The organism is Pseudomonas sp. LW8 (assembly GCF_041956865.1).
GTDB classification, from domain to species: Bacteria; Pseudomonadota; Gammaproteobacteria; order Pseudomonadales; family Pseudomonadaceae; genus Aquipseudomonas; species Aquipseudomonas siliginis.
Map to the genome: position 1 here is coordinate 3,601,652 of NZ_CP168138.1, position 26,151 is coordinate 3,627,802.

At 61.6% G+C, this 26,151-nt stretch carries 23 protein-coding genes; 14 read left to right on the top strand and 9 right to left on the bottom strand.

The window, feature by feature from the left end:
• Positions 1-42: 42 nt before the first annotated feature.
• On the bottom strand, positions 43-1,740 hold the full coding sequence (locus AB9L16_RS16225) for an AMP-binding protein (RefSeq protein ID WP_375122389.1): 1,698 nt from the start codon (positions 1,738-1,740) through the stop codon (positions 43-45).
• 300 nt (positions 1,741-2,040) lie between these two features.
• On the opposite strand from AB9L16_RS16225, the gene AB9L16_RS16230 reads away from it, so the two are divergent.
• The 4 genes from AB9L16_RS16230 (at position 2,041) to AB9L16_RS16245 (ending at position 7,798) form a co-directional block, all read left to right on the top strand.
• A complete protein-coding gene (locus AB9L16_RS16230; RefSeq protein WP_024013438.1) occupies positions 2,041-3,204 on the top strand; it encodes an isovaleryl-CoA dehydrogenase in 1,164 nt (387 codons plus the stop codon).
• Positions 3,205-3,311: 107 nt separating this feature from the next.
• On the top strand, positions 3,312-4,916 hold the full coding sequence (locus AB9L16_RS16235; protein ID WP_056788823.1) for a carboxyl transferase domain-containing protein: 1,605 nt from the start codon (positions 3,312-3,314) through the stop codon (positions 4,914-4,916).
• 120 nt (positions 4,917-5,036) lie between these two features.
• Positions 5,037-5,849 carry a gamma-carboxygeranoyl-CoA hydratase gene (locus AB9L16_RS16240; protein ID WP_375122390.1) on the top strand — a complete coding sequence of 271 codons (813 nt, stop codon included), beginning with the start codon at positions 5,037-5,039 and terminating at the stop codon, positions 5,847-5,849.
• Positions 5,849-7,798, top strand: a complete 1,950-nt coding sequence (locus AB9L16_RS16245) for an acetyl/propionyl/methylcrotonyl-CoA carboxylase subunit alpha (protein WP_375122391.1) — start codon at positions 5,849-5,851, stop codon at positions 7,796-7,798. Before AB9L16_RS16240 ends, AB9L16_RS16245 begins: the two co-directional genes overlap by 1 nt.
• A gap of 42 nt (positions 7,799-7,840) precedes the next feature.
• Here AB9L16_RS16245 and AB9L16_RS16250 read toward each other — a convergent pair whose 3' ends face one another.
• Positions 7,841-8,500, bottom strand: a complete 660-nt coding sequence (locus AB9L16_RS16250; RefSeq protein WP_071172928.1) for a LexA family transcriptional regulator — start codon at positions 8,498-8,500, stop codon at positions 7,841-7,843.
• Positions 8,501-8,630: 130 nt separating this feature from the next.
• On the opposite strand from AB9L16_RS16250, the gene AB9L16_RS16255 reads away from it, so the two are divergent.
• Positions 8,631-9,029 (top strand): DUF6124 family protein, encoded by a 399-nt coding sequence (locus tag AB9L16_RS16255; protein ID WP_056789870.1) that lies wholly within the window; start codon positions 8,631-8,633, stop codon positions 9,027-9,029.
• Between the two features lie 104 nt (positions 9,030-9,133).
• Here the strand turns inward: AB9L16_RS16255 and AB9L16_RS16260 are convergent, their stop codons facing one another.
• Positions 9,134-9,352: a hypothetical protein gene (locus AB9L16_RS16260; RefSeq protein ID WP_252882297.1), complete on the bottom strand. Its 219-nt coding sequence runs from the start codon at positions 9,350-9,352 to the stop codon at positions 9,134-9,136.
• A 95-nt stretch (positions 9,353-9,447) separates the two neighbouring features.
• Here AB9L16_RS16260 and AB9L16_RS16265 point away from each other — a divergent pair, with 95 nt between their 5' ends.
• A complete protein-coding gene (locus AB9L16_RS16265) occupies positions 9,448-10,599 on the top strand; it encodes a M14-type cytosolic carboxypeptidase (protein WP_252876581.1) in 1,152 nt (383 codons plus the stop codon).
• Positions 10,600-10,658: 59 nt separating this feature from the next.
• Here AB9L16_RS16265 and AB9L16_RS16270 read toward each other — a convergent pair whose 3' ends face one another.
• Both AB9L16_RS16270 and AB9L16_RS16275 read right to left on the bottom strand, forming a co-directional pair.
• A complete protein-coding gene (locus tag AB9L16_RS16270) occupies positions 10,659-11,204 on the bottom strand; it encodes a cytochrome b (protein ID WP_129999585.1) in 546 nt (181 codons plus the stop codon).
• A complete protein-coding gene (locus AB9L16_RS16275) occupies positions 11,201-12,307 on the bottom strand; it encodes a catalase family peroxidase (protein WP_375122392.1) in 1,107 nt (368 codons plus the stop codon). The genes AB9L16_RS16270 and AB9L16_RS16275 overlap by 4 nt, the downstream gene beginning before the upstream one ends.
• A gap of 156 nt (positions 12,308-12,463) precedes the next feature.
• On the opposite strand from AB9L16_RS16275, the gene AB9L16_RS16280 reads away from it, so the two are divergent.
• The 4 genes from AB9L16_RS16280 (at position 12,464) to AB9L16_RS16295 (ending at position 16,595) form a co-directional block, all read left to right on the top strand.
• On the top strand, positions 12,464-12,970 hold the full coding sequence (locus AB9L16_RS16280) for an RNA polymerase sigma factor (protein WP_056788806.1): 507 nt from the start codon (positions 12,464-12,466) through the stop codon (positions 12,968-12,970).
• Positions 12,967-13,722 carry an anti-sigma factor gene (locus tag AB9L16_RS16285; protein WP_110600761.1) on the top strand — a complete coding sequence of 252 codons (756 nt, stop codon included), beginning with the start codon at positions 12,967-12,969 and terminating at the stop codon, positions 13,720-13,722. The genes AB9L16_RS16280 and AB9L16_RS16285 overlap by 4 nt, the downstream gene beginning before the upstream one ends.
• Positions 13,723-13,931: 209 nt before the next feature.
• Positions 13,932-15,062 carry a cell division protein ZapE gene (zapE, locus tag AB9L16_RS16290; RefSeq protein WP_252886444.1) on the top strand — a complete coding sequence of 377 codons (1,131 nt, stop codon included), beginning with the start codon at positions 13,932-13,934 and terminating at the stop codon, positions 15,060-15,062.
• 219 nt (positions 15,063-15,281) lie between these two features.
• Positions 15,282-16,595, top strand: coding sequence for a protein kinase (locus tag AB9L16_RS16295; protein ID WP_375122393.1), 1,314 nt, complete (start codon positions 15,282-15,284; stop codon positions 16,593-16,595).
• 102 nt (positions 16,596-16,697) lie between these two features.
• Here AB9L16_RS16295 and AB9L16_RS16300 read toward each other — a convergent pair whose 3' ends face one another.
• Complete coding sequence (locus tag AB9L16_RS16300; RefSeq protein WP_252882301.1) at positions 16,698-17,402, bottom strand: YebC/PmpR family DNA-binding transcriptional regulator; 705 nt, start codon at positions 17,400-17,402, stop codon at positions 16,698-16,700.
• 221 nt (positions 17,403-17,623) lie between these two features.
• On the opposite strand from AB9L16_RS16300, the gene AB9L16_RS16305 reads away from it, so the two are divergent.
• Positions 17,624-19,012: a type VI secretion system Vgr family protein gene (locus tag AB9L16_RS16305; protein ID WP_375122394.1), complete on the top strand. Its 1,389-nt coding sequence runs from the start codon at positions 17,624-17,626 to the stop codon at positions 19,010-19,012.
• 8 nt (positions 19,013-19,020) lie between these two features.
• Here the strand turns inward: AB9L16_RS16305 and AB9L16_RS16310 are convergent, their stop codons facing one another.
• The gene (locus tag AB9L16_RS16310) at positions 19,021-20,412 is read right to left on the bottom strand and encodes an FAD-dependent oxidoreductase (RefSeq protein WP_375122395.1); all 1,392 of its coding nucleotides are present in this window, start codon (positions 20,410-20,412) and stop codon (positions 19,021-19,023) included.
• Positions 20,413-20,484: 72 nt separating this feature from the next.
• Positions 20,485-21,810, bottom strand: coding sequence for an MFS transporter (locus tag AB9L16_RS16315; RefSeq protein WP_016775327.1), 1,326 nt, complete (start codon positions 21,808-21,810; stop codon positions 20,485-20,487).
• A 270-nt stretch (positions 21,811-22,080) separates the two neighbouring features.
• Here AB9L16_RS16315 and AB9L16_RS16320 point away from each other — a divergent pair, with 270 nt between their 5' ends.
• Complete coding sequence (locus AB9L16_RS16320; protein WP_095182100.1) at positions 22,081-22,953, top strand: LysR family transcriptional regulator; 873 nt, start codon at positions 22,081-22,083, stop codon at positions 22,951-22,953.
• A gap of 96 nt (positions 22,954-23,049) precedes the next feature.
• Here AB9L16_RS16320 and AB9L16_RS16325 read toward each other — a convergent pair whose 3' ends face one another.
• Positions 23,050-23,910, bottom strand: coding sequence for a LysR substrate-binding domain-containing protein (locus AB9L16_RS16325; protein WP_375122396.1), 861 nt, complete (start codon positions 23,908-23,910; stop codon positions 23,050-23,052).
• A gap of 113 nt (positions 23,911-24,023) precedes the next feature.
• On the opposite strand from AB9L16_RS16325, the gene AB9L16_RS16330 reads away from it, so the two are divergent.
• Both AB9L16_RS16330 and phnX read left to right on the top strand, forming a co-directional pair.
• Positions 24,024-25,133: a 2-aminoethylphosphonate--pyruvate transaminase gene (locus AB9L16_RS16330; protein WP_375122397.1), complete on the top strand. Its 1,110-nt coding sequence runs from the start codon at positions 24,024-24,026 to the stop codon at positions 25,131-25,133.
• Positions 25,134-25,271: 138 nt separating this feature from the next.
• Positions 25,272-26,099 (top strand): phosphonoacetaldehyde hydrolase, encoded by an 828-nt coding sequence (gene phnX / locus AB9L16_RS16335; RefSeq protein ID WP_095182103.1) that lies wholly within the window; start codon positions 25,272-25,274, stop codon positions 26,097-26,099.
• Positions 26,100-26,151 lie beyond the last annotated feature (52 nt).

A 26,151-nucleotide genomic window follows, 5' to 3' on the forward strand; every position in this document is an offset into this window, starting at 1 on the left:
ACCGCATTCGCGAGCAGGCTCGCTCCCACAGAAATTTTGTGATTATCCCTCGATTGTTTTCAGCTCCTCGATACTGATCTCACGCATCCTGAATTTCTGGATCTTGCCCGTCACCGTCATCGGAAACGCGTCGACGAATTTGAAGTAACGCGGTGTCTTGAAATGGGCGATGCGCTCCTTGCACCAGGCTTGCAGCTCCAGTTCGGAGGCGCTGTGGCCGGGGTGGAATTTGATCCAGGCGACGATTTCCTCACCATAGCGCGAGCACGGAATACCGATCACCTGCACGTCCGCCACCGCCGGATGGGTGAAGAAGAACTCCTCCAGCTCACGGGGATAAACGTTCTCCCCGCCACGAATGATCATGTCTTTGTTACGCCCGGCGATGTTGACGTAACCCTCCTCGTTCATGCTCGCCAGGTCGCCGGTGTGCATCCACCCCGCCTCATCGATTGATTCGGCGGTGGCCTGCGGATTCTTCCAGTAGCCGAGCATCACGCTGTAGCCGCGCGTGCACAATTCGCCGGTGGTGTTGCGGGGCACCACGTTGCCAGCGGTGTCGATGATCTTGCTTTCCAGTTGCGGCTGGGTGCGCCCGACCGTGGTGACACGCAACTCCAGCTCATCCGCTGGCCCGGTCTGCAGCGACACCGGACTGGTTTCGGTCATGCCGTAGGCGATCTGCACTTCGCTCATGTGCATTTCGTTGATGACCCGGCGCATGACCTCGATCGGACAGGTCGCGCCGGCCATGATCCCGGTGCGCAGGCTCGACAGGTCGAAGGTCTGCCGCTGCGGCTGATCGAGCATGGCGATAAACATGGTCGGCACACCGTACAGCGCCGTGGCTTTTTCTTCGGCCACCGCTTGCAGGGTCAGCGCCGGATCGAAAGCGTCGTTGGGGTAGATCATCGTGCTGCCATGGGTGACGCAACCGAGGTTGCCCATGACCATGCCGAAGCAGTGATACAGCGGCACCGGAATCACCAGACGATCGGCAGTCGTCAGGCCGAGGCTTTCGCCGACCATGTAGCCGTTGTTGAGAATGTTGTAGTGACTGAGGGTCGCGCCCTTGGGGAAACCGGTGGTGCCGGAGGTGTACTGGATGTTCACCGGTTGATCGAAATGCAGACTGGTACTGCGTTCGCGCAATTGATCGGGCGAGACGCTGGCGGCCAGATCGCTGAGCTGCGACCACGGCAGAAAACCGGGCGGCGGATTGGCATCGAGGCTGATCACGCCGCGCAACTCCGGCAGGCGTTCGCTACGCAGCTGACCGATGGCGTGCTCAGCCAATTCCGGCGCCAGGCTCTGGAGCATTTCGTGGTAATTCGAGGTTTTGAACGCTCCGGCACAGACCAGCCACTGGCAGCCGGATTGCTTGAGCACGTACTCGAGTTCGGAGCTGCGGTAGGCGGGATTGATGTTGACCAGGATCACGCCGATCTTCGCCGTGGCGAACTGAGTGATGCACCACTGCGCGCAATTCGGTGCCCAGATACCCAGGCGATCACTGGTCTGCAAGCCCAGTGCGAGCAAGGCCCTGGCCTGCTCATCCACCGCGTCGGCCAGTTGCCGCCAGGAGTAACGCAACTGTTGATGGCGCACCACCAAAGCCTCGCCGTCCGGGTATTGCGCGACAGTCTGATCGAAGCGTTGACCGATGGTCATCGCCAGCAGGGCTTTGTCCTGAGAGCCACGGGTGTAGCTGCGCTGCGGGTTTGCACTGGGTAGATCCATGACGACCCCTATTGTCTTTATTAGTGGGTTTTCCCGGTTTTGAATCCCTGTGGGAGCGAGCCTGCTCGCGAATACGCTGCGTCATTCAGCCTTGAGGGCGACTGATACAGCGCTTTCGCGAGCAGGCTCGCTCCCACCAGAAACAAACCGATATCTGATCCTGAACTGTCCTTACTCTCGCCCAAGTTGACGCTTACGTAAAGCCGATTGACAGTCGAACTGTGGAAGCTTTACGTTAACGTAAAGCTGAACGCCGATTCGTCGTGCGCTCCACCCGATAAAAAAGCCAAAAGGTGCCTCATGAGCTATCCATCCCTGAATTTCGCCCTCGGTGAAACCATCGACATGCTGCGCGATCAGGTGCAGTCCTTCGTCGCCGATCAGATCGCCCCGCGCGCCGCGCAGATCGACCACGACAACCTGTTCCCCGCCGACATGTGGCGCAAATTCGGTGACATGGGCCTGCTCGGCATCACCGTGCCAGAGGAGTACGGCGGCGCAGGTCTGGGTTATCTGGCGCATGTGGTGGCGATGGAAGAAATCAGCCGTGGCTCGGCGTCGGTGGCGTTGTCCTATGGCGCGCACTCCAACCTTTGCGTCAACCAGATCAACCGCAACGGCAACCACGAACAGAAAACCAAATACCTGCCGAAGCTGATCAGCGGCGAGCACGTCGGCGCTCTGGCGATGAGCGAGCCCAACGCCGGTTCCGACGTGGTATCGATGAAACTGCGCGCCGACAAACGCGGCGACCGCTTTGTACTCAACGGCAGCAAAACCTGGATCACCAACGGCCCTGACGCCAATACGTACGTGATCTACGCCAAGACCGATCTGGAAAAAGGCCCGCACGGCATTACTGCATTCATCGTCGAGCGTGACTGGAAAGGCTTCAGCCGCAGCAACAAGTTCGACAAGCTTGGCATGCGTGGCTCCAACACCTGCGAGCTGTTTTTCGATGACGTCGAAGTACCGGAGGAAAACATCCTCGGCGTGCTCAACGGTGGCGTGAAAGTGCTGATGAGCGGCCTCGATTACGAACGCGTGGTGCTTTCCGGTGGCCCGACCGGGATCATGCAGTCGTGCATGGACCTGATCGTGCCGTACATCCACGACCGCAAGCAGTTCGGCCAGAGCATCGGCGAATTCCAGCTGATCCAGGGCAAAGTTGCCGACATGTACACCCAGCTCAATGCCAGCCGCGCCTATCTGTACGCGGTGGCCCAGGCTTGCGAGCGCGGCGAAACCACCCGCAAGGACGCTGCCGGGGTAATCCTCTACACCGCCGAACGCGCCACGCAAATGGCCCTCGACGCGATCCAGATTCTCGGCGGTAACGGCTACATCAACGAATTCCCCGCCGGCCGCCTGCTGCGCGACGCCAAGCTCTACGAAATCGGCGCAGGCACCAGCGAGATCCGCCGCATGCTGATCGGCCGCGAACTGTTCAACGAGACGAAATGAATTTCGTCAGCTGCAAGCCGCAAGCGACAAGCTGCAAGAGAACCACGCTCTTGCCCCAACTTGCAGCTTGCCGCTTGTAGCTGGAAGCTGCTTACGGAGTAAGCCCCATGATTCTGCACACTCAGCTCAACCCGCGTTCAGCGGAGTTCGCCGCCAACAGTGCGGCGATGCTCAAACAGGTCGACGCGCTGCACACCTTGCTCGCCCAAGTGGCGCAGGGTGGCGGTGTCAAAGCGCAGGAACGCCACACCTCGCGGGGTAAATTGCTGCCGCGCGAGCGCATCAATCGCTTGCTTGATCCGGGCTCGCCGTTTCTCGAAATCAGCCAACTGGCCGCCCATGCGGTTTACGGCGAAGACGTGCCGGCTGCCGGGGTGATCGCCGGGATTGGTCGCGTTGAAGGCGTCGAGTGCATGATCGTCGCCAACGATGCGACGGTGAAAGGTGGCTCGTATTACCCGCTCACCGTGAAAAAACACCTGCGCGCGCAGACCATCGCCCAGCAGAATCGCCTGCCGTGCATTTATCTGGTGGATTCCGGTGGCGCCAACCTGCCGCGTCAGGACGAAGTGTTTCCGGATCGCGAGCATTTCGGGCGGATATTCTTCAATCAGGCGAACATGAGCGCCATGGGCATCCCGCAGATCGCCGTGGTCATGGGCTCGTGCACCGCAGGCGGCGCGTATGTGCCGGCGATGGCAGACGAAGCGATCATGGTGCGCAACCAGGCGACGATTTTCCTCGCCGGCCCGCCGCTGGTAAAAGCCGCGACCGGCGAAGTGGTCAGCGCCGAAGACCTCGGCGGCGCCGATGTGCACTGCAAGACCTCCGGCGTGGCCGACCATTACGCCGAGAACGACGAACACGCCCTCGCCCTCGCCCGCCGCAGCGTCGCCAACCTCAACTGGCGCAAGCTCGGCGAGGTGCAGCAACGCACACCGATCGCGCCGCTGTACGCCAGCGACGAGTTGTACGGCGTGGTTCCGGCTGACGCCAAGCAGCCATTCGATGTGCGCGAAGTGATCGCGCGGCTGGTCGACGGTTCGGTGTTCGATGAATTCAAAGCGCTGTTCGGCACCACGCTGGTCTGCGGTTTCGCGCACTTGCACGGCTACCCGATCGCGATTCTGGCAAACAACGGCATCCTCTTCGCCGAAGCTGCGCAGAAAGGTGCGCACTTCATCGAACTGGCCTGCCAGCGCGGCATTCCGCTGCTGTTTCTGCAGAACATCACCGGTTTCATGGTCGGCCAGAAATACGAGGCCGGCGGCATCGCCAAGCACGGCGCGAAACTGGTGACCGCGGTGGCCTGTGCCAAGGTGCCGAAATTCACCGTGATCATCGGCGGCAGCTTCGGTGCCGGCAACTACGGTATGTGCGGGCGCGCTTACGATCCGCGTTTCTTGTGGATGTGGCCGAACGCGCGGATTGGCGTGATGGGCGCCGAACAGGCCGCCGGTGTGCTGGTGCAGGTCAAGCGCGAACAGGCCGAACGCAGCGGTCAGGCGTTCAGCGCCGAGCAGGAGACCGAGATCAAGCAGCCGATTCTCGATCAGTACGAAGAACAGGGTCACCCTTATTACTCCAGCGCTCGGCTGTGGGACGACGGCGTCATCGACCCGGCGCAGACCCGCGATGTACTGGCCCTGGCCTTGTCCGCGTCGCTGAACGCGCCAATCGAACCGAGCCGCTTCGGCGTGTTCCGGATGTGATGTTTTTTTGTGGGAGCGAGCCTGCTCGCGAATGCGCTCTGTCAGGCAGCGGATAGATCGACTGATACCCCGCTTTCGCGAGTAGGCTCGCTCCCACAAGAACCGTGGAGACGGATGAATATGAGCGACTTCAATACCCTCGAACTGCAAAACGACCCACGCGGTTTCGCGACGCTGTGGCTAAATCGCGCGGAGAAAAACAACGCGTTCAACGCCGAGATGATCCGCGAACTGATCCTCGCCCTCGACAAGGTCGCCAGCGATTCGAACCTGCGTTTCCTGCTGCTGCGCGGGCGTGGCAAGCATTTCAGTGCCGGTGCCGACCTGGCCTGGATGCAGCAATCGGCGGAACTCGATTACCACACCAATCTTGACGATGCCCGCGAACTGGCCGAGCTGATGTACAACCTCGCCAAGCTGAAAATCCCCACTCTGGCTGTGGTTCAGGGCGCGGCGTTTGGTGGCGCGCTGGGCTTGATCAGTTGCTGTGACATGGCGATCGGCGCCGATGACGCGCAGTTCTGCCTGTCGGAAGTGCGCATCGGTCTGGCCCCAGCGGTAATCAGCCCGTTCGTGGTGCAAGCGATCGGTGAGCGTGCGGCGCGGCGCTATGCGCTGACTGCCGAGCGCTTCAACGGGCAGCGGGCGCGGGAGATCGGCTTGCTCGCCGAAAGCTATCCTGCGGCTGAACTGGAGCATCAGGTCGAACAGTGGATCGACAACCTGTTGCTCAACAGCCCCGCGGCCATGCGCGCCAGCAAGGACTTGCTGCGCGAAGTCGGCAACGGCGCGCTGACCCCGGCCCTGCGCCGCTACACGGAAAATGCCATCGCGCGGATTCGCGTCAGCCCTGAAGGCCAGGAAGGCTTGCGCGCCTTCCTGCAAAAACGCCCACCGAACTGGCAAGCCGCACCCACCAAGGAGTCGCGTTGATGAGCGCACCTGTGATTACCACTGTGCTGGTGGCCAACCGTGGCGAAATCGCCTGCCGCGTGATGCGCACCGCCAAGGCCTTGGGCCTGACTACCGTCGCTGTGCACAGCGCCACCGACCGCGATGCGCGGCACAGCCGTGAAGCCGATATCCGCGTCGATCTGGGCGGCAGCAAGGCCGCCGAGAGTTATCTGCAAATCGACAAATTGATCGCCGCTGCCAAGGCCAGCGGCGCCCAGGCGATTCATCCCGGCTACGGTTTTCTCTCGGAGAATGCTGGATTCGCCCGCGCCATTGAAACCGCCGGACTTATCTTCCTCGGCCCGCCCGCCTCGGCCATCGACGCGATGGGCAGCAAATCCGCCGCCAAAGCGTTGATGGAAAAGGCCGGTGTGCCTTTGGTGCCGGGCTATCACGGCGAGGCGCAGGACCTCGACACCTTCCGCGAAGCCTGCGAACGCATCGGTTATCCGGTGCTGCTCAAGGCCACTGCGGGTGGCGGCGGCAAAGGCATGAAAGTCGTCGAGGATGTCAGCCAACTGGCTGAAGCCCTCGCCTCGGCGCAGCGCGAAGCGCAATCGTCGTTTGGCGACTCGCGGATGTTGGTGGAAAAGTATTTGCTCAAGCCACGTCATGTGGAGATTCAAGTGTTCGCCGATCAGCACGGCAACTGCCTGTATCTCAACGAGCGCGACTGTTCGATCCAGCGCCGTCATCAGAAAGTCGTCGAAGAAGCCCCGGCGCCGGGTCTGACGCCCGAGTTGCGCCGGGCGATGGGCGAAGCGGCCGTGCGTTCGGCGCAGGCGATCGGTTATGTCGGCGCCGGCACCGTGGAGTTTTTGCTGGATGCGCGCGGCGAGTTTTTCTTCATGGAGATGAACACGCGGCTGCAAGTCGAGCACCCGGTGACCGAAGCAATCACCGGGCTCGATCTGGTCGCCTGGCAGATTCGCGTCGCCCGTGGGGAAACGCTGCCGATCACTCAGGCGCAGGTGCCGCTCAATGGTCATGCGATCGAAGTGCGTTTGTATGCCGAGGATCCGGCGAATGATTTCCTGCCGGCCACCGGGCGGCTGGACTTGTATCGCGAATCGGCACAGGGCGCGGGGCGGCGGGTGGACAGCGGGGTCGAGGAAGGTGACGAGATTTCGCCGTTCTACGACCCGATGCTCGGCAAGCTGATTGCTTGGGGCGAAGATCGCGAACAGGCACGCTTGCGTCTGTTGAGCATGCTCGACGAGTTTGCGATTGGCGGGCTGAAGACCAACATCAATTTCCTGCGCCGGATCATCGCGCATCCGGCGTTTGCGGCGGCAGAGCTGGATACCGGGTTCATTCCGCGCTATCAGGAGCAATTGCTGCCCGCACCAGGCACGTTGAGCGATGAGTTCTGGCAGGCGGCGGCGCAGGCGTTTGCGCAGAGTCTGCCGCAGCGTGCGCGGGCGGATGATCCCGCCTCGCCCTGGTCTTGCGGCAGTGGTTTGCGAGCAGGTTTGCCGGCGCAAATCACCGTGCATTTGAGTTGCGAGGGACAGGATCGCGCGTTGACCTTGAGAACTGCGGCCCATGCAAAACTGCTTGGCGAAGCATTAATCGTCGAGCATGACGGCGTGCGCCGCACTCTACGGGCGATTCGTCAGGGTGGCGCGTTGTATCTGGAATGGGACGGCGAATTACGGCGCATCGAGGCGTTCGATCCGATCAGCGCCGTCGAGGCCAGCCACAGCCATCAGGGCGGTCTGACCGCGCCAATGAACGGCAGCATCGTGCGCGTGCTGGTCGAAACGGGACAATCGGTTGAGGCCGGGGCGCAACTGGTGGTGCTTGAAGCCATGAAGATGGAACACAGCATCCGCGCGCCGCATGCCGGTGTGATCAAAGCGCTGTACTGCCAGGAAGGCGATATGGTCAGTGAAGGCAGCGCTTTGGTTGAACTGGAAGAGGGATGAAATAAAAGGGTCGATCCTGGCCCTGCGCGAGGATCGATCCGCTCAGTAACGCGCCGTTGCCTGAACCACCACGCCGATGATCCGGCATTCATCGGTGAGCAGGGTTTTCGGCCAGGTTGGATTGAGCGGCACCAGGTAACGCTGGCCGGCCTGCTCGTCGAGTTTGCGGAAAATCGCTTCTTCGCTGTCCGGCCACTGGGCGATCACCAGTTTGCCAGGCACCGCCTCCAACTCCGGATCGACCAGAATCAGCATGCCCTCGGCAACGCTCTGCCCGCTCGGCGCGGTCATCGAATCCCCGGTTACTGTCAGCCAGAACGCCGCACCGCCGCGAGCGTGGTAATCCGTGAGTTCGAAGCGCTGCTTCGCTGATGCTCCGGGATAGCTCGCCGCAGTGTCACGCACTTCGCACGGTGCACGCCAATCGCAAACCGGATAACGGAAGTACGGGTTGTACTTCTGCGCCAGCGGCATCTCGTCTTCCGGCGTCGGCTGCGGTTCGCGAATCACCAGAACGACTTCAAGGAAGTCCATTCCCAGCGCCTTGAGCACGCGGTTCATTTCGGTAACACCGGGTTCGCGACGCTTGTTCAGCCAATGACCGATCCCGCCCTGGGACATGCCGACGCGCTCTCCGAGCTCTGTTTGAGTGACTTTGAGTTCACTCATCTTGGCCTTGACCAACTCAATCCATTTATCCATGTGCCGCACCTTACGCGGACGTCTTCGACCGGCAAAACACATATTGTAGTATTTAAATCCTAGTCACAAATACAGGCGGTACTATCCTAGAGGAACGGACTTTCAATCGAACATGGAGTGACGTTTCATGATGAACATCAGCAGCAAAGACATGCCCGATCTGCAAATTGACACCAGCTTCACCTCCCCTCAGGGCAATGCCGCCGCACAGCGCGCGCTGGACTACTACTTGAAACCGACTGTTTCGAAATCCGAGACGGACGAACGTTTTTTCAATGTCAAAGGCCATCTCAGCGGCGAGGAAGCACTGGTGCATGCCTCGGATCTGTTGCGATGTGCGGCCGCCACCGCGTTCAAGGCCGCAGAAAACCTGCAAGGCACCAGTCGCGATCTGGCCTTTTCGGTGGTGCACATGGTGGATATGGCGCGGGCGATGGTCGACCATTCGATCGACAACGATGAAGTCACGGCGGACAAGGTACGGGCGGACAGGAAAGAATTTTCCCATCGCGCAGATAAAAACATTTGACTTGCAAATGATAATGATTATTATTGCAAGCAGCTGGTCGCGAGATCAGTCGATGGACCAGAGACCTTAGGTCGGTCTTCTGGACTATCTCCTCATCAGGCTAATCACGGTTTTTGACCCGGCTTTTTGCCGGGTCTTTTTTTGCCCGTTTTTCGGGCTTGTGTCTTCAGGCTAATGAAGTCTTTGGGTGCTGCAAATTCGATGGCGCGGATAATATCAAAAGAATATTGATTGGCAAGCCGAGCCCAGCCACATTGGGCGAAACTAATGGCAATCAGCACTTGAGAATCAATCGCATAGCCTCTAAGCTGCTGGAGCGTCACGGAAGACGCCCCCCGCTACACCCGCGATTCCCCTCGGTTTCAGCCCTGCCTGCGTGTAAAGTACCGGTCATAAAAATCCTGATCAGGAACCGACCATGACCGTGGCCAAATCTTCGTTCGACATCAGCGCCAATTTCGACAGCGGCAATATCCAAGTCATCGATATCAGCAACCCGCTCAGTCCCGTCCTGGCCATCCGCCCGGACACCCGCAGCGCTCATTTTCAGTGGTTCCACTTCAAGGCCAGCGGCCTGCATGTGCACCAGGAACACTGGTTTCGCCTGGTCAACGCCAGCCAATCGACCTACAGCAAAGGCTGGCCGGGCTATCAAGCGGTGGCGTCGTATGATCACGTCAACTGGTTCCGCATCCCCACCAGCTTCGAAGGCGACAGCCTGCGCTTCTGCCTCGAAGCGGAACAGACCCACGCCTGGTTCGCCTACTTCGAACCCTACAGCCGCGGCCGCCACGACTGGTTGATCGAGCAAGCGCTAAGCAAGGCTGGCACCGAATTGCTGGCGACCGGCAAAAGTGTCGAGGGCCGCGACATTCAGCTGCTGCGCAAAGGCACCGGTGCCGAAGGCCAGCGCAAAATCTGGATCATCGCCCAGCAGCATCCGGGCGAGCACATGGCTGAATGGTTCATGGAAGGTGTGATCGAGCGTCTGGAACGACAGGACGATCCGGTATTGAACAAACTGTTGGCCAGCGCCGATCTTTATCTGGTGCCGAACATGAACCCGGACGGCGCGTTCCACGGCCACCTGCGCACCAACGCCATGGGGCAGGACTTGAACCGGGCCTGGCAGAGCGCCAGTCAGGACATCAGCCCGGAAGTGCTATTCGTTCAGCAGCAGATGCAAAAGTATGGCGTCGATGCGTTTATCGACGTACACGGCGACGAAACCATACCTCACGTTTTCACCGCCGGCTGTGAAGGCAATCCTGGTTTTACGCCGCGCATCGAAAAGCTTGAAGAGCATTTCCGCAGCCACTTGAAGCACACCACCAAAGACTTCCAGACCACCTATGGCTACACCCGCGACGAACCGGGACAGGCCAACATGACCCTGGCCTGCAACAGCGTCGGACAGAAATACGACTGCCTGTCGCTGACCCTGGAGATGCCGTTCAAGGACCACGACGACCACCCGGACAAGATCACCGGCTGGTCGGGCAAACGTTCCAAGCAACTGGGTAAAGACGTGTTGACCACCCTCGCCGACATGGTCGACACCCTGCGCTGATCCCCTTCCCTGCAACAACAAAAGATCGCAGCCGGCCTGCGATCTTTTGCGTTATAGGGTCAGCCGCGATCGCGCCCGCGCAACATGCTGTCGAGCACTTCGTCACGACGCACCCAGCCATGGAACAGCGCCGCCGCCAGGTGCAGCAGCACTGTCAGAAACAGCAGATACGCCAAATAGCCATGGGACTTGCGCAGCAACGCAAACAGTTGCGCGTCGGCCGGCACAATTGGCGGCAGATGCAGCGACGCCGAGAGCATCACCGGCTCGCCCGAGGCACTGATCATCGCCCAGCCGAGCAACGGCAACACCAGCATCAACGCATACAACAAGACGTGGGAAGCCTTGGCTGCGAGCACCTGCCAGCCCGGCAGATCATCCGGCAGCGGCGGTTGACGCGTGGTGAAGCGCACCAGCAGGCGCACGATCACCAGCGCCAGAATCGCGATGCCCAGCGGCTTGTGCAGATGAATCAGCCATTCATGGCGAGACGACACCGAAGTGACCATGCCCGCGCCGATAAACAGCATGGCGATGATCATCAGCGCCATCAGCCAGTGCAGCAGGCGCGCCAGCAAAACAAAATGCGTCGGTTGCTTGTTCATGGACGAGCCTCCTGTTTGGCGGCGGGCAACTGGCTGACTTCGCTGGTGCGACGCAGGTAGGAATCGGCATAGCCGGCAGAACGCGCGGCCAGCAGTGGATCTTCCGAGCCTTGAATCCCGGCCGGCAGCACCAGCGGGTCGTAGTTGATGTCACGGCACTCGCCACTGAGTTGCGGCTGGGTCTTCTCCAGCACCAGGGTTCCGGCGTTCAACACTTTGCGATCTGCGGGCCAGGTCTTGCTGGCATCGTTGACCGGGTCACCGGCGTTGGCCAGGGTGATGTTCAACTGAAAGCGCAAGGGTGCGGCGGCCAAGCGTTGCACCAGATCCTTATCGAGAAAGTCCGCGCCTTCAGGAGCCGTGGCACCCGCCGCGTCCTGCGCCAGCGGCGTCATGCTCCAGCGTACGGCCTGTTTTTTACCGTTGCCATCGACCAGATAGAACGCATTGATGCTGTTATAGGTTTCGGTGGCGTAGCTGGCCGAAGGCTTGGCGGTCTTCACCCACGTCAGAAACGGCACGGCTTCCGGATGTGCGGCAAAAAACGCCGGCACCTTCGTCGGGTCTGGCTTGCCGGTGGCTGGATCCGGCGACTGCGCCTGCTGCAATTGGTAGAACGCTTCGGGCGTGCCCACCGGAAACACCGGCATGCTGTTCATCCCGGTGCGCCATTGCTGACCGTTCGCCTGGGTGAAGCGCAGCGCCAGGCTGCGGATCGGTACGGCGCTGTCCGGCGCGTAGGGATTGCCGGCCGGCAAGGCGAAACGCCCCACCACCGGTGTCTGCGGCAGGTTGAACACCTGTGCCGTGGAGAACGCGCGCGCCTCGCCGCTGCTTTCGAAATGGCCTATCACGCAGACACCCTTGGCGTGATTGCGACGAAAGCCGGGATGCACGCCGTTGTTCTTTTCCAGCACATCGACCAACGCTTTTGGCGTCAATCGTTGCGGGTCAAGGTTGCCATGCACGTAGGCAAACGCCCCGGCCACGGCGGCGACAATCACGGCAATGCCGCCCAGACGAAAAACCAGGCTCGCGGCGCTCAGTGGCTGGCGCGGCGGCCTGCCGGGCGGTGCAGCGTTGGGGGACGAGCGATCAACCATGAATATCTCCAGGCCATCGGCCACAAGTGGAAAGAGTCAGCAAGACGCACCCCGTCCGGGTTTATTCCACGGCGCGGTATTTATTTTTGCGCACGGGGAATAACCTGCGCTGACGGGCGTCTTCCTAGTCCACAGCGTAGCGACCAGCAGACATTCATGAGCGAATTCGACGAACAGTTGAGAGAAATCATTCCCAGATTGCGCCGCTTCGCCGTGTCGTTGACGCGCAACAGCAGCAGCGCTGACGATCTGGTCCAGGCCAGCCTCGAGCGGGCACTCTCGGCGTGGGGCGAAAAACGCGCTGACGGCGACGTGCGCGCCTGGCTGTTCGCGATCCTCTATCGGCAATTTCTCGATGCGCACCGTCGTTCGCGGCGCTATGCGCGGATGCTGGAATTTTTCACCGGTCGCGACGATGCCGAGCCGTCTGTGGAACGCACGGTGATTGCCCAGTCGACCCTGCAAGCCTTCGAACGCCTGCCCACCGAACAGCGCGCTTTGCTGCTGATGGTCTCGGTGGAAGGCCTGTCCTATAAAGAGGTCGCCGAGATCCTCGGCGCCCCGATCGGCACCGTGATGTCGCGCCTGTCCCGCGCCCGCCAGGCCTTGCGCCAACTCAGCGACGGCGAAATCAGCAGCCCTTCCTTGCGGATACTCAAATGATCAGCCTGCCTCCCAGCGAACGTGATTTGCACGCCTATGTCGACCACCAGCTCAGCGACGCCGATCGGCGCGTGCTCGAGACCTGGCTGGCCAGTCACCCTGAAGAAGCGGCACAGGTGCGCGCCTGGCAACGCGACGCCCAGCAGCTGCGCGCAGCGCTGAGTGGCGCGTTGCAGCAACCGGCCAATCCGGCGCTTGACCCGATGATGATTCGCCAGCGCCGCCGCCAGCAGTCCCGTCGGCACCTGGCCAGCGCGGCGGTGCTGCTGATTGCCGTGAGCATTGGTGGTTTCAGTGGCTGGCAGGCACGGGAAATGACCTTGGCGCGCCCTGCGCAATTGCCGATGACTGACGCGTTGCAAGCCTATCGCCTGATCGCCCAGCAAGGCGTACTGCCCGCCGATTACAAGGTCGACAGCGACGGCGACATGCAGCGCTGGCTCGACCGCTACTTCAGTGGTGCCGGGCGCTTGCCGGACTTGAAAGCTGCCGGATTCGAGCCGGTCAGCGGGCGTTTGCTCAGCACCGATGAAGGCGCGGCGGCGATGGTGATGTATGAGGATGGCAGCGGTCACAAGGTCAGTTTCTACCTGCGTCCACCGGGGCCGAAAAACACCCTGCTGCCGCGCGGTTCGCGCAGCGATGGCGATCTGCAGGCCGATTACTGGTCAGGGCCGGGTTACAACTATGCGGTGGTCAGCCCGACCGACTCGCCGGCAGCAGAGTTGCTCAAGCAATCGCCACCGTTCTGAAATCCGCCCCTTGTAGGAGCTGACGAGTGCAACGAGGCTGCGATCTGTTCGCGGCAACCCAGGATCAAAAGATCGCAGCCTCGTTGCACTCGTCAGCTCCTACAGGGGACCGTGCACATATTTCATGGAGCCGACGCCTGAGCTCTGGTTACACTTGGGCCACCGCGCTCCCGGTGGAGCCCGCCCAATCAAACAGGAGCCTTTCCCGCGTGCCCGCCCGAACGCCGAAACGATCACGACTGAGCCAACGCTGGCCGTTGTTGCGCCGCCTGTTCGGCAAAAGCCTGCCCGTCAGCGCCGGGCACGATGCTCATGCCGCGACCATCCGCGATTATTTCCGCGACAAGGCCAAAAGCCAGGGCTACACCCTTAGCCGCAGTCAGCAGCACGTCATCGACTGCATGGCGCAGCAGGCCAGCGTACTGCTGGGCGACAGCGGCCACACACCGCCGAGTCTGTACCTGTACGGAGCCGTCGGGCGCGGCAAGAGCTGGTTGCTCGACGGTTTTTTCCAGGCACTGCCGATCCCGCGCAAACGTCGCCTGCACTTCCATCAGTTTTTTGCCCGGCTGCACGACGGCATGTTCCGTCACCGCCTGCAGGAAGACGCGCTGGAAATCACCCTGGATGAGTTGCTGGAAGATTGCCAGGTGCTGTGTTTCGACGAATTTCATGTGCACGACATCGGCGACGCGATGCTGATCACGCGTTTGTTCAAGGCCCTGTTCAAACGGCGGATCATGCTGCTGGTGACCTCCAACTATGCACCCGAGGGCCTGCTGCCCAACCCGCTGTATCACGCACGCTTCAAACCGGTGATCGAGCTGATCAACACGCGCATGCAGGTGATGGAAGTCGGCGGCGACCACGACTACCGCACGCTCAACCGCCAGCATTCGCATCAAGTGTTTACCCAAGGACATTACGTCTGGCCGGCTACAACAGCCCAGCGCCAGGCCCTGGACCTGCCACCAGCCGACGCGCCTGCCCTTGCCCTCGAGGTTGGCAAGCGCCAGCTTCAGGCCCGTTTTTGCCAAGGCCGGCGAGTCGCGTTCACCTTCAACGACCTGTGTGAACAGCCAACGGCAGTGATGGATTATCTGCAACTGTGCCAGCGTTTCGACCAGTGGATCATCGATGACCTGCCGCCGCTCGGCGAGTGTCCGATCGCCGTGCAACAGCGCTTCATCAATTTGATCGACGTGCTCTACGATCAGGACAAACACCTGACCCTGCTCGGCCAACTGCCGCTGGGCCAGAGCCTGGAAGGTCACGCCATCGACCTGGCGCGCACGCGCAGCCGGTTGGGGCAATTGCAGGAAATCCACGCTCCCAACTGACACCCTACCCTGTGGGAGCGAGCCCTGTGGGAGCGAGCCTGCTCGCGAAAGCGGTATGTCAGTCAGAGTTCATTTAACTGATACACCGCTTTCGCGAGCAGGCTCGCTCCCACAAGGTCCCGGGACAACTCAAAATCCGTTCAGCATCCGCTTTACCGCTATCATGTCGCCCATTCCCGCGCCCCCGCGTCGCTCCACCGATCAATAGCGAAACCAGACATGCACACCCTTGCTCAACTGCGCGCCGGCGAGCTGTCAGGCATTACCCGCCTCGACCTGTCCTGCGGGCTGACCGAATTCCCCCGCGAAATATTCCAACTGGCCGACACGCTGGAAGTGCTCAACCTCAGCGGCAACGCGCTGAGCAGCCTGCCCGATGACCTGCATCGCCTGACCCGCCTGCGCGTGCTGTTCTGCTCCGACAACCAGTTCAGCGAACTGCCGGCGTGCCTCGGCCAATGCACCGCGCTGACGATGGTCGGCTTCAAGGCCAACCGCATCGTCAATGTCCCTGGTGACGCTCTGCCGCCGCAGCTGCGCTGGCTGATCCTCACCGATAACCGCATCGCAAGCCTGCCCAGCGAACTCGGTGAACGGCCCGCCCTGCAGAAGCTCATGCTCGCCGGCAATCGCCTGCGCTCGCTGCCAGACTCCCTGCGTCACTGCCATCGGCTGGAATTGCTGCGCATCGCCGCCAACCAGCTCAACGAGCTGCCGCAATGGCTGCTGACCTTGCCGAGCCTGACCTGGCTGGCCTACGCCGGCAATCCGCTGGAGACCGAAGCCGATGCCGCTGCCCTTGAGGCCACGCCGCTGATCGACTGGTCGACGCTGCGCATGGAACAGCAACTGGGCGAAGGCGCTTCTGGGGTGATTTCCCGGGCAGTCTGGCAGCGTGACGATGGCACGGCGCAAGCGGTTGCGGTGAAGCTGTACAAAGGCGAGATGACCAGCGACGGCTCGCCGTTGCATGAGATGAACGCCTGCATCACCGCCGGTTTGCACCCCAACCTGATCCGCGTCGAGGGTCGCATCAGCGGCCACCCCGATCAGCAGCAGGGATTGGTGATGCAGTTGATAGATCCGAGCTTCGGCAATCTCGCCGGCTTGCCGAGCCTGGTCTCGTGCTCGCGGGATGTTTATGCCGAGGACTGCCGGTTCACGGCGGAGGTTGCCCTGCGCGTCGCCCAAGGCATCGCCTCAGCGGCCGAGCACCTGCACCACCAAGGCATTACCCACGGCGATCTGTATGGCCACAACATTCTGTTGAACGATCAGGGCGATTGTCTGCTCGGGGATTTCGGCGCGGCGTCGTTTCATGCAACCCGCGATGATGTGCAGACGCGCGCATTGCAGCGCCTGGAAGTCCGTGCGTTCGGTGTGTTGTTGGGGGAATTGCTGGAGCGTGTCGACTCAGGATTGAGTACGGAGCGGCGCGCGCACCTGGAGGCGCTGGAACGACGTTGCTGTCAGGCGGATGTGCTGGGGCGGCCGGGGTTCAGTGAAGTCATCGAGATGCTGGAGAATCTGTGACCGCTGCGCGGTCATTCGCGAGCAGGCTCGCTCCCACATTGGAATGCATTGCAAATGTGGGAGCCAGCCTGCTCGAGAAGAGGTCATTACTGGCGCGACGGATCAGCCAGCCAGACCAACAAACATGTCCTGCACGTCATCATGGTTGTCGAGGCCTTCGAGGAACGCTTCGACTTCAGCCATCTGCTCGTCGCTCAAGCCGCTGACCGGGTTCTTCGGCTGGTAGCCGAGCTTGGCCGAGAGCACGGTGAAGCCTTGTTCCGGCAGGGCTTTCTGCACAGCGTCGAGGTCGGTCGGGTCGGTGAGGAACAGCGTCGCGCCCTCTTCGCCCGGCTCGAAATCCTGGGCACCGGCTTCGATCGCAGCCATTTCCGGATCGGCTTCCGGGCTGTCCGGCGCGGCTTCGATCATGCCGACGTGGTTGAACATCCACGCCACCGAACCCGAAGCGCCCAACTGGCCCTTGCGGAACGCCACACGAATTTCCGCGACGGTGCGGTTGATGTTGTCGGTGACGCATTCGACGATCAGCGGCACCTGATGCGGCGCGAAGCCTTCGTAGGTCACGCGATGGTATTGCACGGTTTCACCCAGCAGACCGGCGCCTTTCTTGATCGCGCGATCGAGGGTTTCTTTTGGCATCGAGGCTTTTTTCGCCTGTTCGACCACCAGACGCAGGTGTGCGTTGGTGGCGGTATCGGCACCGTTGCGCGCAGCAATGGTGATTTCCTTCACCAGTTTGCCGAAGATCTTCCCTTTGGCGTTGGCTGCCGCTTCTTTGTGTTTAACCTTCCACTGTGCGCCCATTACTCACTCTCTTGATCTGTGGCGCCGAGACATCTATTGGCCGACGCGTGGCGGCAAGTTTATACGGCCTAAAGTCGGCAATCGACCAAAAAAACAGCCGACGGAATCGACATCTTCACCAAAGCATGTAGGGGGATTCTGAAAAGCGCCTTTGACATGACCATTCAGGCCGACGGTTTCGTACCCTTGAAACCCCGTATCGCCTGACAGGGCCTGCTCGAATGCTCAATGACAAGGAAAGTCCCTTCACCCTTACGCTGACCGACAGCGGATTGCGCCTGCCGGTGGTGCGTTTTCGCGGCGAGGAAGCGCTGAACCAGCCTTACCGTTTCGACATCGAACTGCTCGGACTGGCCCCGGCCATCGTCCCGGGATCCTTCCTGCACAGGCCAGCCTTTTTGCGGCTCAGTGAGCAGCACGGATTCCACGGCGTCATTTCCAGCGCCAGCTGCGAACATCGCGGGACGCATCGGGTCGGCTATCGACTGATTCTGGTGCCGCATCTGCAACAACTGGCGCAAACGCATAAGCGCCGCGTGTTTACTCACCTGAGTGTGCCGCAGATCATTCAACAACTGCTCGAAGAACATGCCCTGCCAGCGCACAGCTACCGCATTGAAATGAGCGTCGGTCACTACCCTGCAAGGGCGTTTTGCATTCAGTACGAAGAAAGCGATCTGGCACTGGCGCAGCGGCTATGCGAAGAAGAAGGCATCCACTATCACTTCGAACATGGGCCGGACGGACACGTCGTGGTCTTCGCTGACGACAGCCTGAGCCTGCCGCAGGAACCGGTCGAAATCCCTTTCAGTGCTGATGAGCAACCACCGTCGCCCTGCGTCAGCGCGCTCTATCAACAGCATCGCGCGGCGCCTGTACCGATGCTGCATGCGGTGCGCAATCGCGGTCAGCCAACCGGCAATGCCGAAGCCGCCAACGAGGTCTCGACCGAGTTGCCGATGCCCGCGCGATCGCCGGAACGTCTGCACGCCGAACAACGCAGCCGACGTCATCTGCAACGCCAACGCTGCCAGTTGCGCTCCATTCACGGGCGCAGTGATTGCAGCGATTTGCTCAGTGGACGACTGCTGCTTGTGGCCGACCACCCGATTCATCATTTCAACGAACAATGGCTGATCAGCGCGGTGCGCCACCACGGGCAGCACCCTTCGATCCTTGATCCGGCGCCAAGCGTTCAGCGTTATCACAACGACTTCACTGCGCAGCCCTGGTCGACCGACTTCCGTCCGCCACTCAAACAAGCTCGCCCGAATATTGCCGGTTATCACTTGGCGAAAGTGGCGGGTGCGCCTGGGCAACCTGCGCAAGTGGACGAAAACGGCTGCCTCGCTGTAAGCCTGTGGCCGTCTGCGGATAAATCCGCCAGCGACGCCCTGTGGCTGCCGATCGCCATGAGCCGGCTCAGCGGCCCTGTCGCCATCGATCAATTACCGCGTGCTGGCAGTGAAGTGTGGGTGAGTTTCCTCGACAGCGATCCGGACCGACCGATCCTGTGCCTCAGCCACGCACGCCAGCCGCCGGAGCGCGAATCAGAGCCCGTGCGCGACAGCCTGTTGCTCGACTGGCTGAGCCACCGCGCCGAGCATTGATCGGCGCCTCAGCTTTTGTCCGCCTTGCCCGCCGCCGCCGCGAACTTGGCCAGGCGCACGTCCAGATGCCGAGGCCGGTGCCCGTGATCTTCGGCGCGCTCCTTGCGGCGGATGGCGTTGCGCACCATCAACGAGCCGAGGTAGCGGATGGGTTCCGGCGGGAAATAACCCAGCGGCCCGTTGACCAGCGGCGAGCGGGTCCACGGGTTATCCAGGCCTTGCACCAGCGCGGCGAGAATCTGCCCGCCCATGTGACACGGGCCGACGCCGCTGCCGGAATAACCGAAGCCGTAAAACACATTGCCCGCCCCGCTCATCTGGCCGAAAAACGGTAAGCCGGTCACCGAACGATCCGACGGGCCGTTCCACGTCGCGTCGATTTTGACCTCGGCGAACGCCGGGAAAAAATCCGCGAGACTGCGCTTGAGCAAGCCGGCATAAGGCGACGGCTGATCGAACACCGGCAGCATCCGCCCGCCATAGGCGAAGGTGTTGCCGCCCTTGCCGAGCATGATCCGGCCGTCCGGGGTGTTGTGGTAGTAATGCACGAAAATCCGCGAATCGAGGACGCTGACGCCGCTGGTCAAACCGATTTGCTGCAGCAGCTCCGGACGCGGTTCGGTGATCAGCATGTCACTGGAAACGATCGCCACACTGCGCTCGAACTGAGGAAACGCGCGGGCCATCCACGCATTCATCGCCAGCACCACGCGGTCGGCGATGACCTTGCCGCCGGGCGTGTGAATACGTGCCGGGCGGCCCTCTTCCAGTCCGGTCATCGCCGTACCCTCATGGATTTTCACGCCCGATTGCAGCGCCACCCGGCGCAGGCCGCGCACCAGTTTGCCCGGTTGCACGCTGGCAGCCGCCGGGGAAAACCAGCCTTCCAGATGTTTTGACGAACCAGCCATGCGCTGCACATCGGCGAGCGGTCGCTGGCTGAACGAGTTGATGCCGTTACGCTCCAGCGCCGCGATCACCGCGTCAGTTGCGCCGACCTGGGCGCGATTGGTCGCGGTGTACAGCGTGCCGTCGAGGCGGTAGTCGGCATCGACGCCGTACTGCTCGCAGAACTCGCCGATCGCATGGATGCTGCGCTCGGATTCCTTGACCAGACGCACCGCCTCGTCGACGCCGAACAAGCGTTCCAGGGTGAAATATTTCGCCGACCACGACAGCGCACAGCCGCCATTGCGGCCACTGGCGCCAGCGCCGCAGATGTCCGCCTCGATCAGCAGCACCTCCAGCTCGGGGTTTTGCTGCTTGAGCATGATCGCCGTCCACAATCCGGTGTAGCCGCCGCCAACGATGCACACATCGGTGCGCACCTCGCCTTGCAGCGGTGGACACTGCTCGGATGGGTCGGCCTGCAAGGCTTGCTCGAGCCAGAACGGTCGCATGGGAAATCTCCAGTCAGAAAGCCACGACGCAGCCTGCCGCGCACCGCGCAGCAGGCCACGGGGCGAAGGGTTTCAGGAACGCAGCGGTTTGACGCTCAGCGGGCAGTTGGGGATCGCCGCGCGCGGCTCCATCACGCCGACCGGCCGACTGTTCCAGTGCGGAATCAGCACCAGCGCCGAGAACAGCGCGCATCCGGCGAAGACGATGAACACCGTCACCGAGTCGAAGTAGCCCGGTAGCAAACCGCCGAGCACCGCGCCTACGGAGCCGCAGCCGTTGACGAAACCGGCGGCGGTGGCACCGGCCTTGGCCTTGCCGAAATCGATGGCGGCCGCACCGCTGATCATCGAGTCCGGGCCGTACAACGTCAGGCCCATGACGAACAGCAACGCGACGACCAACAACACGCTGCCGGTGTTCAGCGCAGCCATGAACAGCGCCAGCGTTACGGTCAGCGCCAACAGACTCAGCACGCAGGCCGGCATGCGTCGGGCGCCGAAGAGTTTGTCCGAGGCCAGGCCGATCATGATCGGCCCGAGCAATCCGGCCAGTTCAAACGCGGTTGGAATGATCGCCGCGCCGACCTTGCCGACACTGGGCATCTGCTCGAAAACAATCACCGGGCCCCACAACAGAATCGCGTAGCGCGCCGGTTTCAGCAGGAAATACGCCAGGCCCAGCACCAGCACCGTGCGGTTGCGCAGGATTTCCTTTAACGGCTCCCACACGCTGAGTTTGCTGTTGGCTGCGGTTTCCTCGGCGGTCAGTTCCGGCTCCGGCTCCACCGCCGGCAAGCCGACGTCTTCCGGTTTGTTGCGCTGGAAGATAAAGAACAGCACGGCCACCACCGCGACCACCGCCGCGCTGGAAATGAATGCCGCGTGCCAGGTGCCGACCAGCGTGTAGGCCCACCAGCCGGCGAACGGCGAGGCGACCAGGCCACCAAACGCGTAACAGGAACTCCACAAGCCGAGCACGCGCCCGCGCTGCTCTGACGGGAAGAAGCTGCCAAGGTTTTTACACAGCCCGGACCAGCCAGTGGACTGCGCCAGACCTTGAATCAACATACACGTGGCGAAGATCGGCAATGTAGCGAAACTGCCCATCACCAGCGCCGCAGCGGCGGATATCAGCAAACCGCCAAGCACTACGACTCGCGGGCCAAAGCGATCGGCGAGCATGCCCCAGGTGAACTGTCCGAGGGCATACGCCGCCAGATAGATCGCGTCGAGGTTGGCCATGGCCATTTTGTCGAGGGTGAAATCAGGGTCTTCGGCGATGCCCAGTTTGGCCACCGAAAACGCTTTGCGGGTGAAGTAGAACGCGGCGTACGCGAGCCAGGTAATAGCGAAGATCTGCACGCGCCAACGCGCCAGGGTGCCGATGTGCTTGTTCATGGTGGTTCTGACCTCAGGGTGTGAGTGTGCCGGCAGAATCGTTAAGAAAAACGCCTGTGTTTTTTATTGTTGAGCACTGCGATACCGCCCCTTCCCTTCGGCGATAACGGTCAGATGAGTCTGCTGTTGCACGCACAGGCTCATGGGCCGGCGCCGCTGCTCGACCGAGCAGTCAGCGATGGCGTGAGCCGATCAAAGCAATTACTGTTTAATAAATAAAATCGATTTATCGTATTTCACACATAAGCTGAGCTTGTTACTGGAGCCACCATGTCTGTCTCTCACGCCCAACTCAAAGCGTTCCACGCGGTGGCCGTCCATGGCAGCTTCACCCGCGCCGCCGAGCGGCTTTATCTGACGCAACCGGCGATTTCCGACCAGGTGCGCAAACTCGAAGAACGCTTCGGCGTGCTGCTGTTTCACCGCAATAAACGTTCCGTACGCCTGACCGATCTCGGCGAGCGCCTGCTGGCGATCACCCAGCGCCTGTTCGTGATCGAAGCCGAAGCGCAGGAATTGCTGCAAGAATCCCAGGCCCTGCAGACCGGCAGCCTGATTCTCGCGGTGGACGCGCCGATCCACGTGTTGCCGCAGATCGCACGGTTCTGCGAGCGCTACCCGGGCATCAGCGTGAAAATCGAAACCGGCAATACCGATGAATCGCTGTTTCGCCTGTTCAACTATCAGGCCGATCTGGCGCTGCTCGGCCGCGACGTAACCGATGAACGCTTGCTGTGTGTGCCGTTGCGCAACGATCCGATGGTGGCGTTCGTTTCGCGCAATCATCCGTGGGCCGAGCGCGAATCGATCTGTCTGGCCGATCTGGATGACACGCCACTGGTGCTGCGTGAAACCGGTTCGGTGACCCGGCAGACCCTGGAAGAAGAAATGGCCCGCGCAGGTTTGCGCATCCGCCCGGCGATTCAGGTTGAAGGTCGGGAAGCGGCGCGCGAAGCCGTGGTGGTGGGGATCGGGGTTGGTGTGGTTTCAGCGGCGGAGTTCGGCGCCGACTCACGGGTCTGCGCGTTGCCGATCACCGACTGCACGAGGCGCCTGACCGAAACCCTGGTGTGCTTGCGCGAACAGAGTTCGCGGCGGGTGGTGGCGACGTTTCTTGATATGGTTCGCGAGAGCCTTGTGTAAACAGTATTGGCCCCTTCGCGAGCAGGCTCGCTCCCACATGGGACCGCGCTCTGTAGTGTGGGAGCGAGCCTGCTCGCGAAAAAGTCGCCTCGGTTTTCAGTCTGGCGCCAGATCAAAAAACGCCTGAATCAAGCGCAACTCGCGCCGGCGCTCCATGCAGCCAATCATGTGCCGGTTCATCAGCCCTTCCCCGGCAATCGGGATCGCCACCACGCGCGGGTCATGACTGACCTCCACCGATGACACCACACCGACCCCCAACTCGGCCGCGACCGCTTCGGTCACCGCCTCGCGACTGTCCAGCTCCAGCAACACCCGCGGCTGAATCGACGCCTGCGCACACGCCTGGTCAAAAGTGCGCCGGGTAATCGAACTCGGCTCGCGCAGGACCATGATCACTTGGTCCAGCTCCTTGACTTTCACTTCCCCGGAGCGATTCGCCCAGCGATGCCCCGCCGGCACCAACGCGCAGATCCGCGATTCGCTCAGCGCTTGCAGATGCAGACCCTTGCGCGGCTCGACCTCGGTCAGCACCGCGACATCGGCGTGTTCCGACAACAGCGCCGCCAGGGTTTCCTGCGCGTTGCCCAGACGCAGGTTGACGGTGATCCCCGGATAGCGCGCGCGCAAACTCGCCAGCATCGGCATGACCATGTGCGGCCCATCCGCCGCCACCTCCAGACGCCCGGTCAACAATTGCCGATTGGCCTCGAGCAGCGTCTGCGCTTCTTCAGCCAGGCCGAACATGGCGCGGGTGATCGCCGCCAGTTTGGTGCCCTCCTCGGTCAGTTCCACCCGTCGCGCGGTGCGCCGCAGCAAGGTGATCTGGTAGTGCTCTTCCAGTGCCTTGATGTGTCCGGTAACCGCCGGCTGGCTGATGAACAACCGCGCAGCCGCGCGGGTAAAGCTGCCTTCGCGGGCCACGGCATCGAAGGCGCGCAGCTGAAACAAATTCATGGATAACCCTCACTGATGGCTGGCATAACAACAAACAATTTGATTGATGCAGCGGCGAATTGCAACGTAGGCGCCGTAGCTTCATCCCACAGCGTTTTCGCGAGGACACACGAATGAGTACCGCCGCACCGATTCTGCTCACTCCCGGCCCGTTGACCACTTCGGCCCGCACCCGCCAGGCCATGATGGTCGACTGGGGTTCGTGGGATGACCGCTTCAACCAGCTGACCGCCAGCCTGTGCGAGCAATTGCTGGCCATCCTCAACGGCGCCGCCAGCCACCATTGCGTACCGTTACAGGGCAGCGGCACCTTCGCCGTCGAAGCGGCGATCGGCACGTTGGTACCGCGTGATGGCAAAATCCTCGTGCTGATCAACGGCGCTTACGGCAAACGGCTGGCCAAGATCTGCGAAGTGCTTGGGCGCTCGTTCAGCACCTTCGAAACCGCCGAAGACGAGCCGACCACCGCCGCCGACGTCGACCGCTTGCTGCGCGCCGACGCTGACATCACCCACGTGGCGCTGATCCACTGCGAAACCAGCACCGGCATTCTCAATCCGCTGGCAGAGATAGCCGAGGTCGTCGCGCAACACGGCAAACGTCTGATCATCGACGCCATGAGCTCATTCGGCGCATTGCCCGTGGATGCGCAAAAAGTGCCATTCGACGCGCTGATTGCCGCTTCCGGCAAATGCCTGGAAGGCGTACCGGGGATGGGTTTTGTCTTCGCCCGCAAGGAATCGCTGGCCGCCGCGGCTGGCAACTCGCACTCGCTGGCGATGGACCTGTACGACCAGCACGCCTACATGATGAAAACCGGGCAATGGCGCTTCACCCCGCCCACCCATGTGGTCGCGGCGCTGCACGAAGCGCTACTGCAATACAGCGAAGAAGGCGGTCTGCCGGCGCGGCATGCGCGTTATGCCGCCAACTGTCAGGCGCTGATGGAAGAGATGAACAAGCTCGGCTTGCGCAGCTTCCTGCCGGCGGCGATTCAGGCGCCGATCATCGCCACTTTCCATGCCCCGCAGGATCCGCGCTACCAGTTCAAGGACTTCTATGAGCGGGTCAAGGCCAAGGGTTACATCCTCTACCCCGGCAAACTGACCCAGGTCGAAACTTTCCGCGTCGGCTGCATCGGCCACGTCACCCCGGACGAAATGCGCCAGGCCGCAGCAGCAGTGGGTGAAGTGCTGCGCGAGATGGAAGTGCTCGATATCTGAGCCCCACCAAAAATCCCCTGTGGGAGCGAGCCTGCTCGCGAAAGCGTCGTCCCAGGCGACACATGCGCTGTCAGACCGCTTTCGCGAGCAGGCTCGCTCCCACATTTGAACTGCATTACAACTCAGGAATTCATCGCCATGAACTACACCAATCCAAGCAAGCTGCAAGCCGCGATCCTCGACTGGGCCGGTACCGTGGTCGATTTCGGCTCGTTCGCGCCGACGCAGATCTTCGTCGAAGCCTTCGCCGAGTTCGATGTGCAGGTGTCGATTGAAGAAGCCCGTGGGCCGATGGGCATGGGCAAGTGGGATCACATCCGCACCCTCTGTGATCAGCCGCAAGTGGCGGAGCGTTATCGCAAGGTATTCGGTCGCACGCCGACCGACGATGACGTCACCGCTATCTACAACCGCTTCATGCCGTTGCAGATCGAGAAAATCGCCGAGCACTCGGCACTGATTCCCGGCGCGCTGGACGCCATCGCCCAACTGCGCGCACAAGGCATCAAGATCGGTTCCTGCTCCGGTTACCCGAAAGCGGTCATGGACAAAGTCGTCGAACTCGCCGCCAGCAACGGCTACGTCGCCGACCACGTGGTCGCCACCGACGAAGTGCCAAACGGTCGTCCATGGCCGGCGCAAGCGTTGGCCAACGTGATCGCTCTGGGCATCGACGATGTTGCAGCGTGCGTGAAGATCGACGACACCGTGCCGGGCATTCTCGAAGGTCGCCGGGCCGGCATGTGGACGGTTGCGCTGATTTGCTCGGGCAACGCGCTGGGTCTGGATTATGAGGGTTTCCGCGCGCTGGGCAGCGATGAACTGGCCAGCGAGCGCCAGCGCATCCACGCGCTGTTCGCAAGTTCGCGGCCGCATTACATGATCGACACCATCAGCGATCTGCCGGAAGTGATCGCCGACATCAACAAGCGTCTGGCCAACGGTGAGATGCCGCAAAACGCCTGAGGCCGATAACCGGAACACCGCTGATCCATGACAATCAGCGGTGTTTTTTTGC

Coding starts and splice junctions, on each gene's coding strand:
- AB9L16_RS16225 (WP_375122389.1), bottom strand. CDS start 1,740: ATGGATCTACCCAGTGCAAACCCGCAGCGCAGCTACACCCGTGGCTCT.
- AB9L16_RS16230 (WP_024013438.1), top strand. CDS start 2,041: ATGAGCTATCCATCCCTGAATTTCGCCCTCGGTGAAACCATCGACATG.
- AB9L16_RS16235 (WP_056788823.1), top strand. CDS start 3,312: ATGATTCTGCACACTCAGCTCAACCCGCGTTCAGCGGAGTTCGCCGCC.
- AB9L16_RS16240 (WP_375122390.1), top strand. CDS start 5,037: ATGAGCGACTTCAATACCCTCGAACTGCAAAACGACCCACGCGGTTTC.
- AB9L16_RS16245 (WP_375122391.1), top strand. CDS start 5,849: ATGAGCGCACCTGTGATTACCACTGTGCTGGTGGCCAACCGTGGCGAA.
- AB9L16_RS16250 (WP_071172928.1), bottom strand. CDS start 8,500: ATGGATAAATGGATTGAGTTGGTCAAGGCCAAGATGAGTGAACTCAAA.
- AB9L16_RS16255 (WP_056789870.1), top strand. CDS start 8,631: ATGAACATCAGCAGCAAAGACATGCCCGATCTGCAAATTGACACCAGC.
- AB9L16_RS16265 (WP_252876581.1), top strand. CDS start 9,448: ATGACCGTGGCCAAATCTTCGTTCGACATCAGCGCCAATTTCGACAGC.
- AB9L16_RS16270 (WP_129999585.1), bottom strand. CDS start 11,204: ATGAACAAGCAACCGACGCATTTTGTTTTGCTGGCGCGCCTGCTGCAC.
- AB9L16_RS16275 (WP_375122392.1), bottom strand. CDS start 12,307: ATGGTTGATCGCTCGTCCCCCAACGCTGCACCGCCCGGCAGGCCGCCG.
- AB9L16_RS16280 (WP_056788806.1), top strand. CDS start 12,464: ATGAGCGAATTCGACGAACAGTTGAGAGAAATCATTCCCAGATTGCGC.
- AB9L16_RS16285 (WP_110600761.1), top strand. CDS start 12,967: ATGATCAGCCTGCCTCCCAGCGAACGTGATTTGCACGCCTATGTCGAC.
- AB9L16_RS16295 (WP_375122393.1), top strand. CDS start 15,282: ATGCACACCCTTGCTCAACTGCGCGCCGGCGAGCTGTCAGGCATTACC.
- AB9L16_RS16300 (WP_252882301.1), bottom strand. CDS start 17,402: ATGGGCGCACAGTGGAAGGTTAAACACAAAGAAGCGGCAGCCAACGCC.
- AB9L16_RS16305 (WP_375122394.1), top strand. CDS start 17,624: ATGCTCAATGACAAGGAAAGTCCCTTCACCCTTACGCTGACCGACAGC.
- AB9L16_RS16310 (WP_375122395.1), bottom strand. CDS start 20,412: ATGCGACCGTTCTGGCTCGAGCAAGCCTTGCAGGCCGACCCATCCGAG.
- AB9L16_RS16315 (WP_016775327.1), bottom strand. CDS start 21,810: ATGAACAAGCACATCGGCACCCTGGCGCGTTGGCGCGTGCAGATCTTC.
- AB9L16_RS16320 (WP_095182100.1), top strand. CDS start 22,081: ATGTCTGTCTCTCACGCCCAACTCAAAGCGTTCCACGCGGTGGCCGTC.
- AB9L16_RS16325 (WP_375122396.1), bottom strand. CDS start 23,910: ATGAATTTGTTTCAGCTGCGCGCCTTCGATGCCGTGGCCCGCGAAGGC.
- AB9L16_RS16330 (WP_375122397.1), top strand. CDS start 24,024: ATGAGTACCGCCGCACCGATTCTGCTCACTCCCGGCCCGTTGACCACT.
- phnX (WP_095182103.1), top strand. CDS start 25,272: ATGAACTACACCAATCCAAGCAAGCTGCAAGCCGCGATCCTCGACTGG.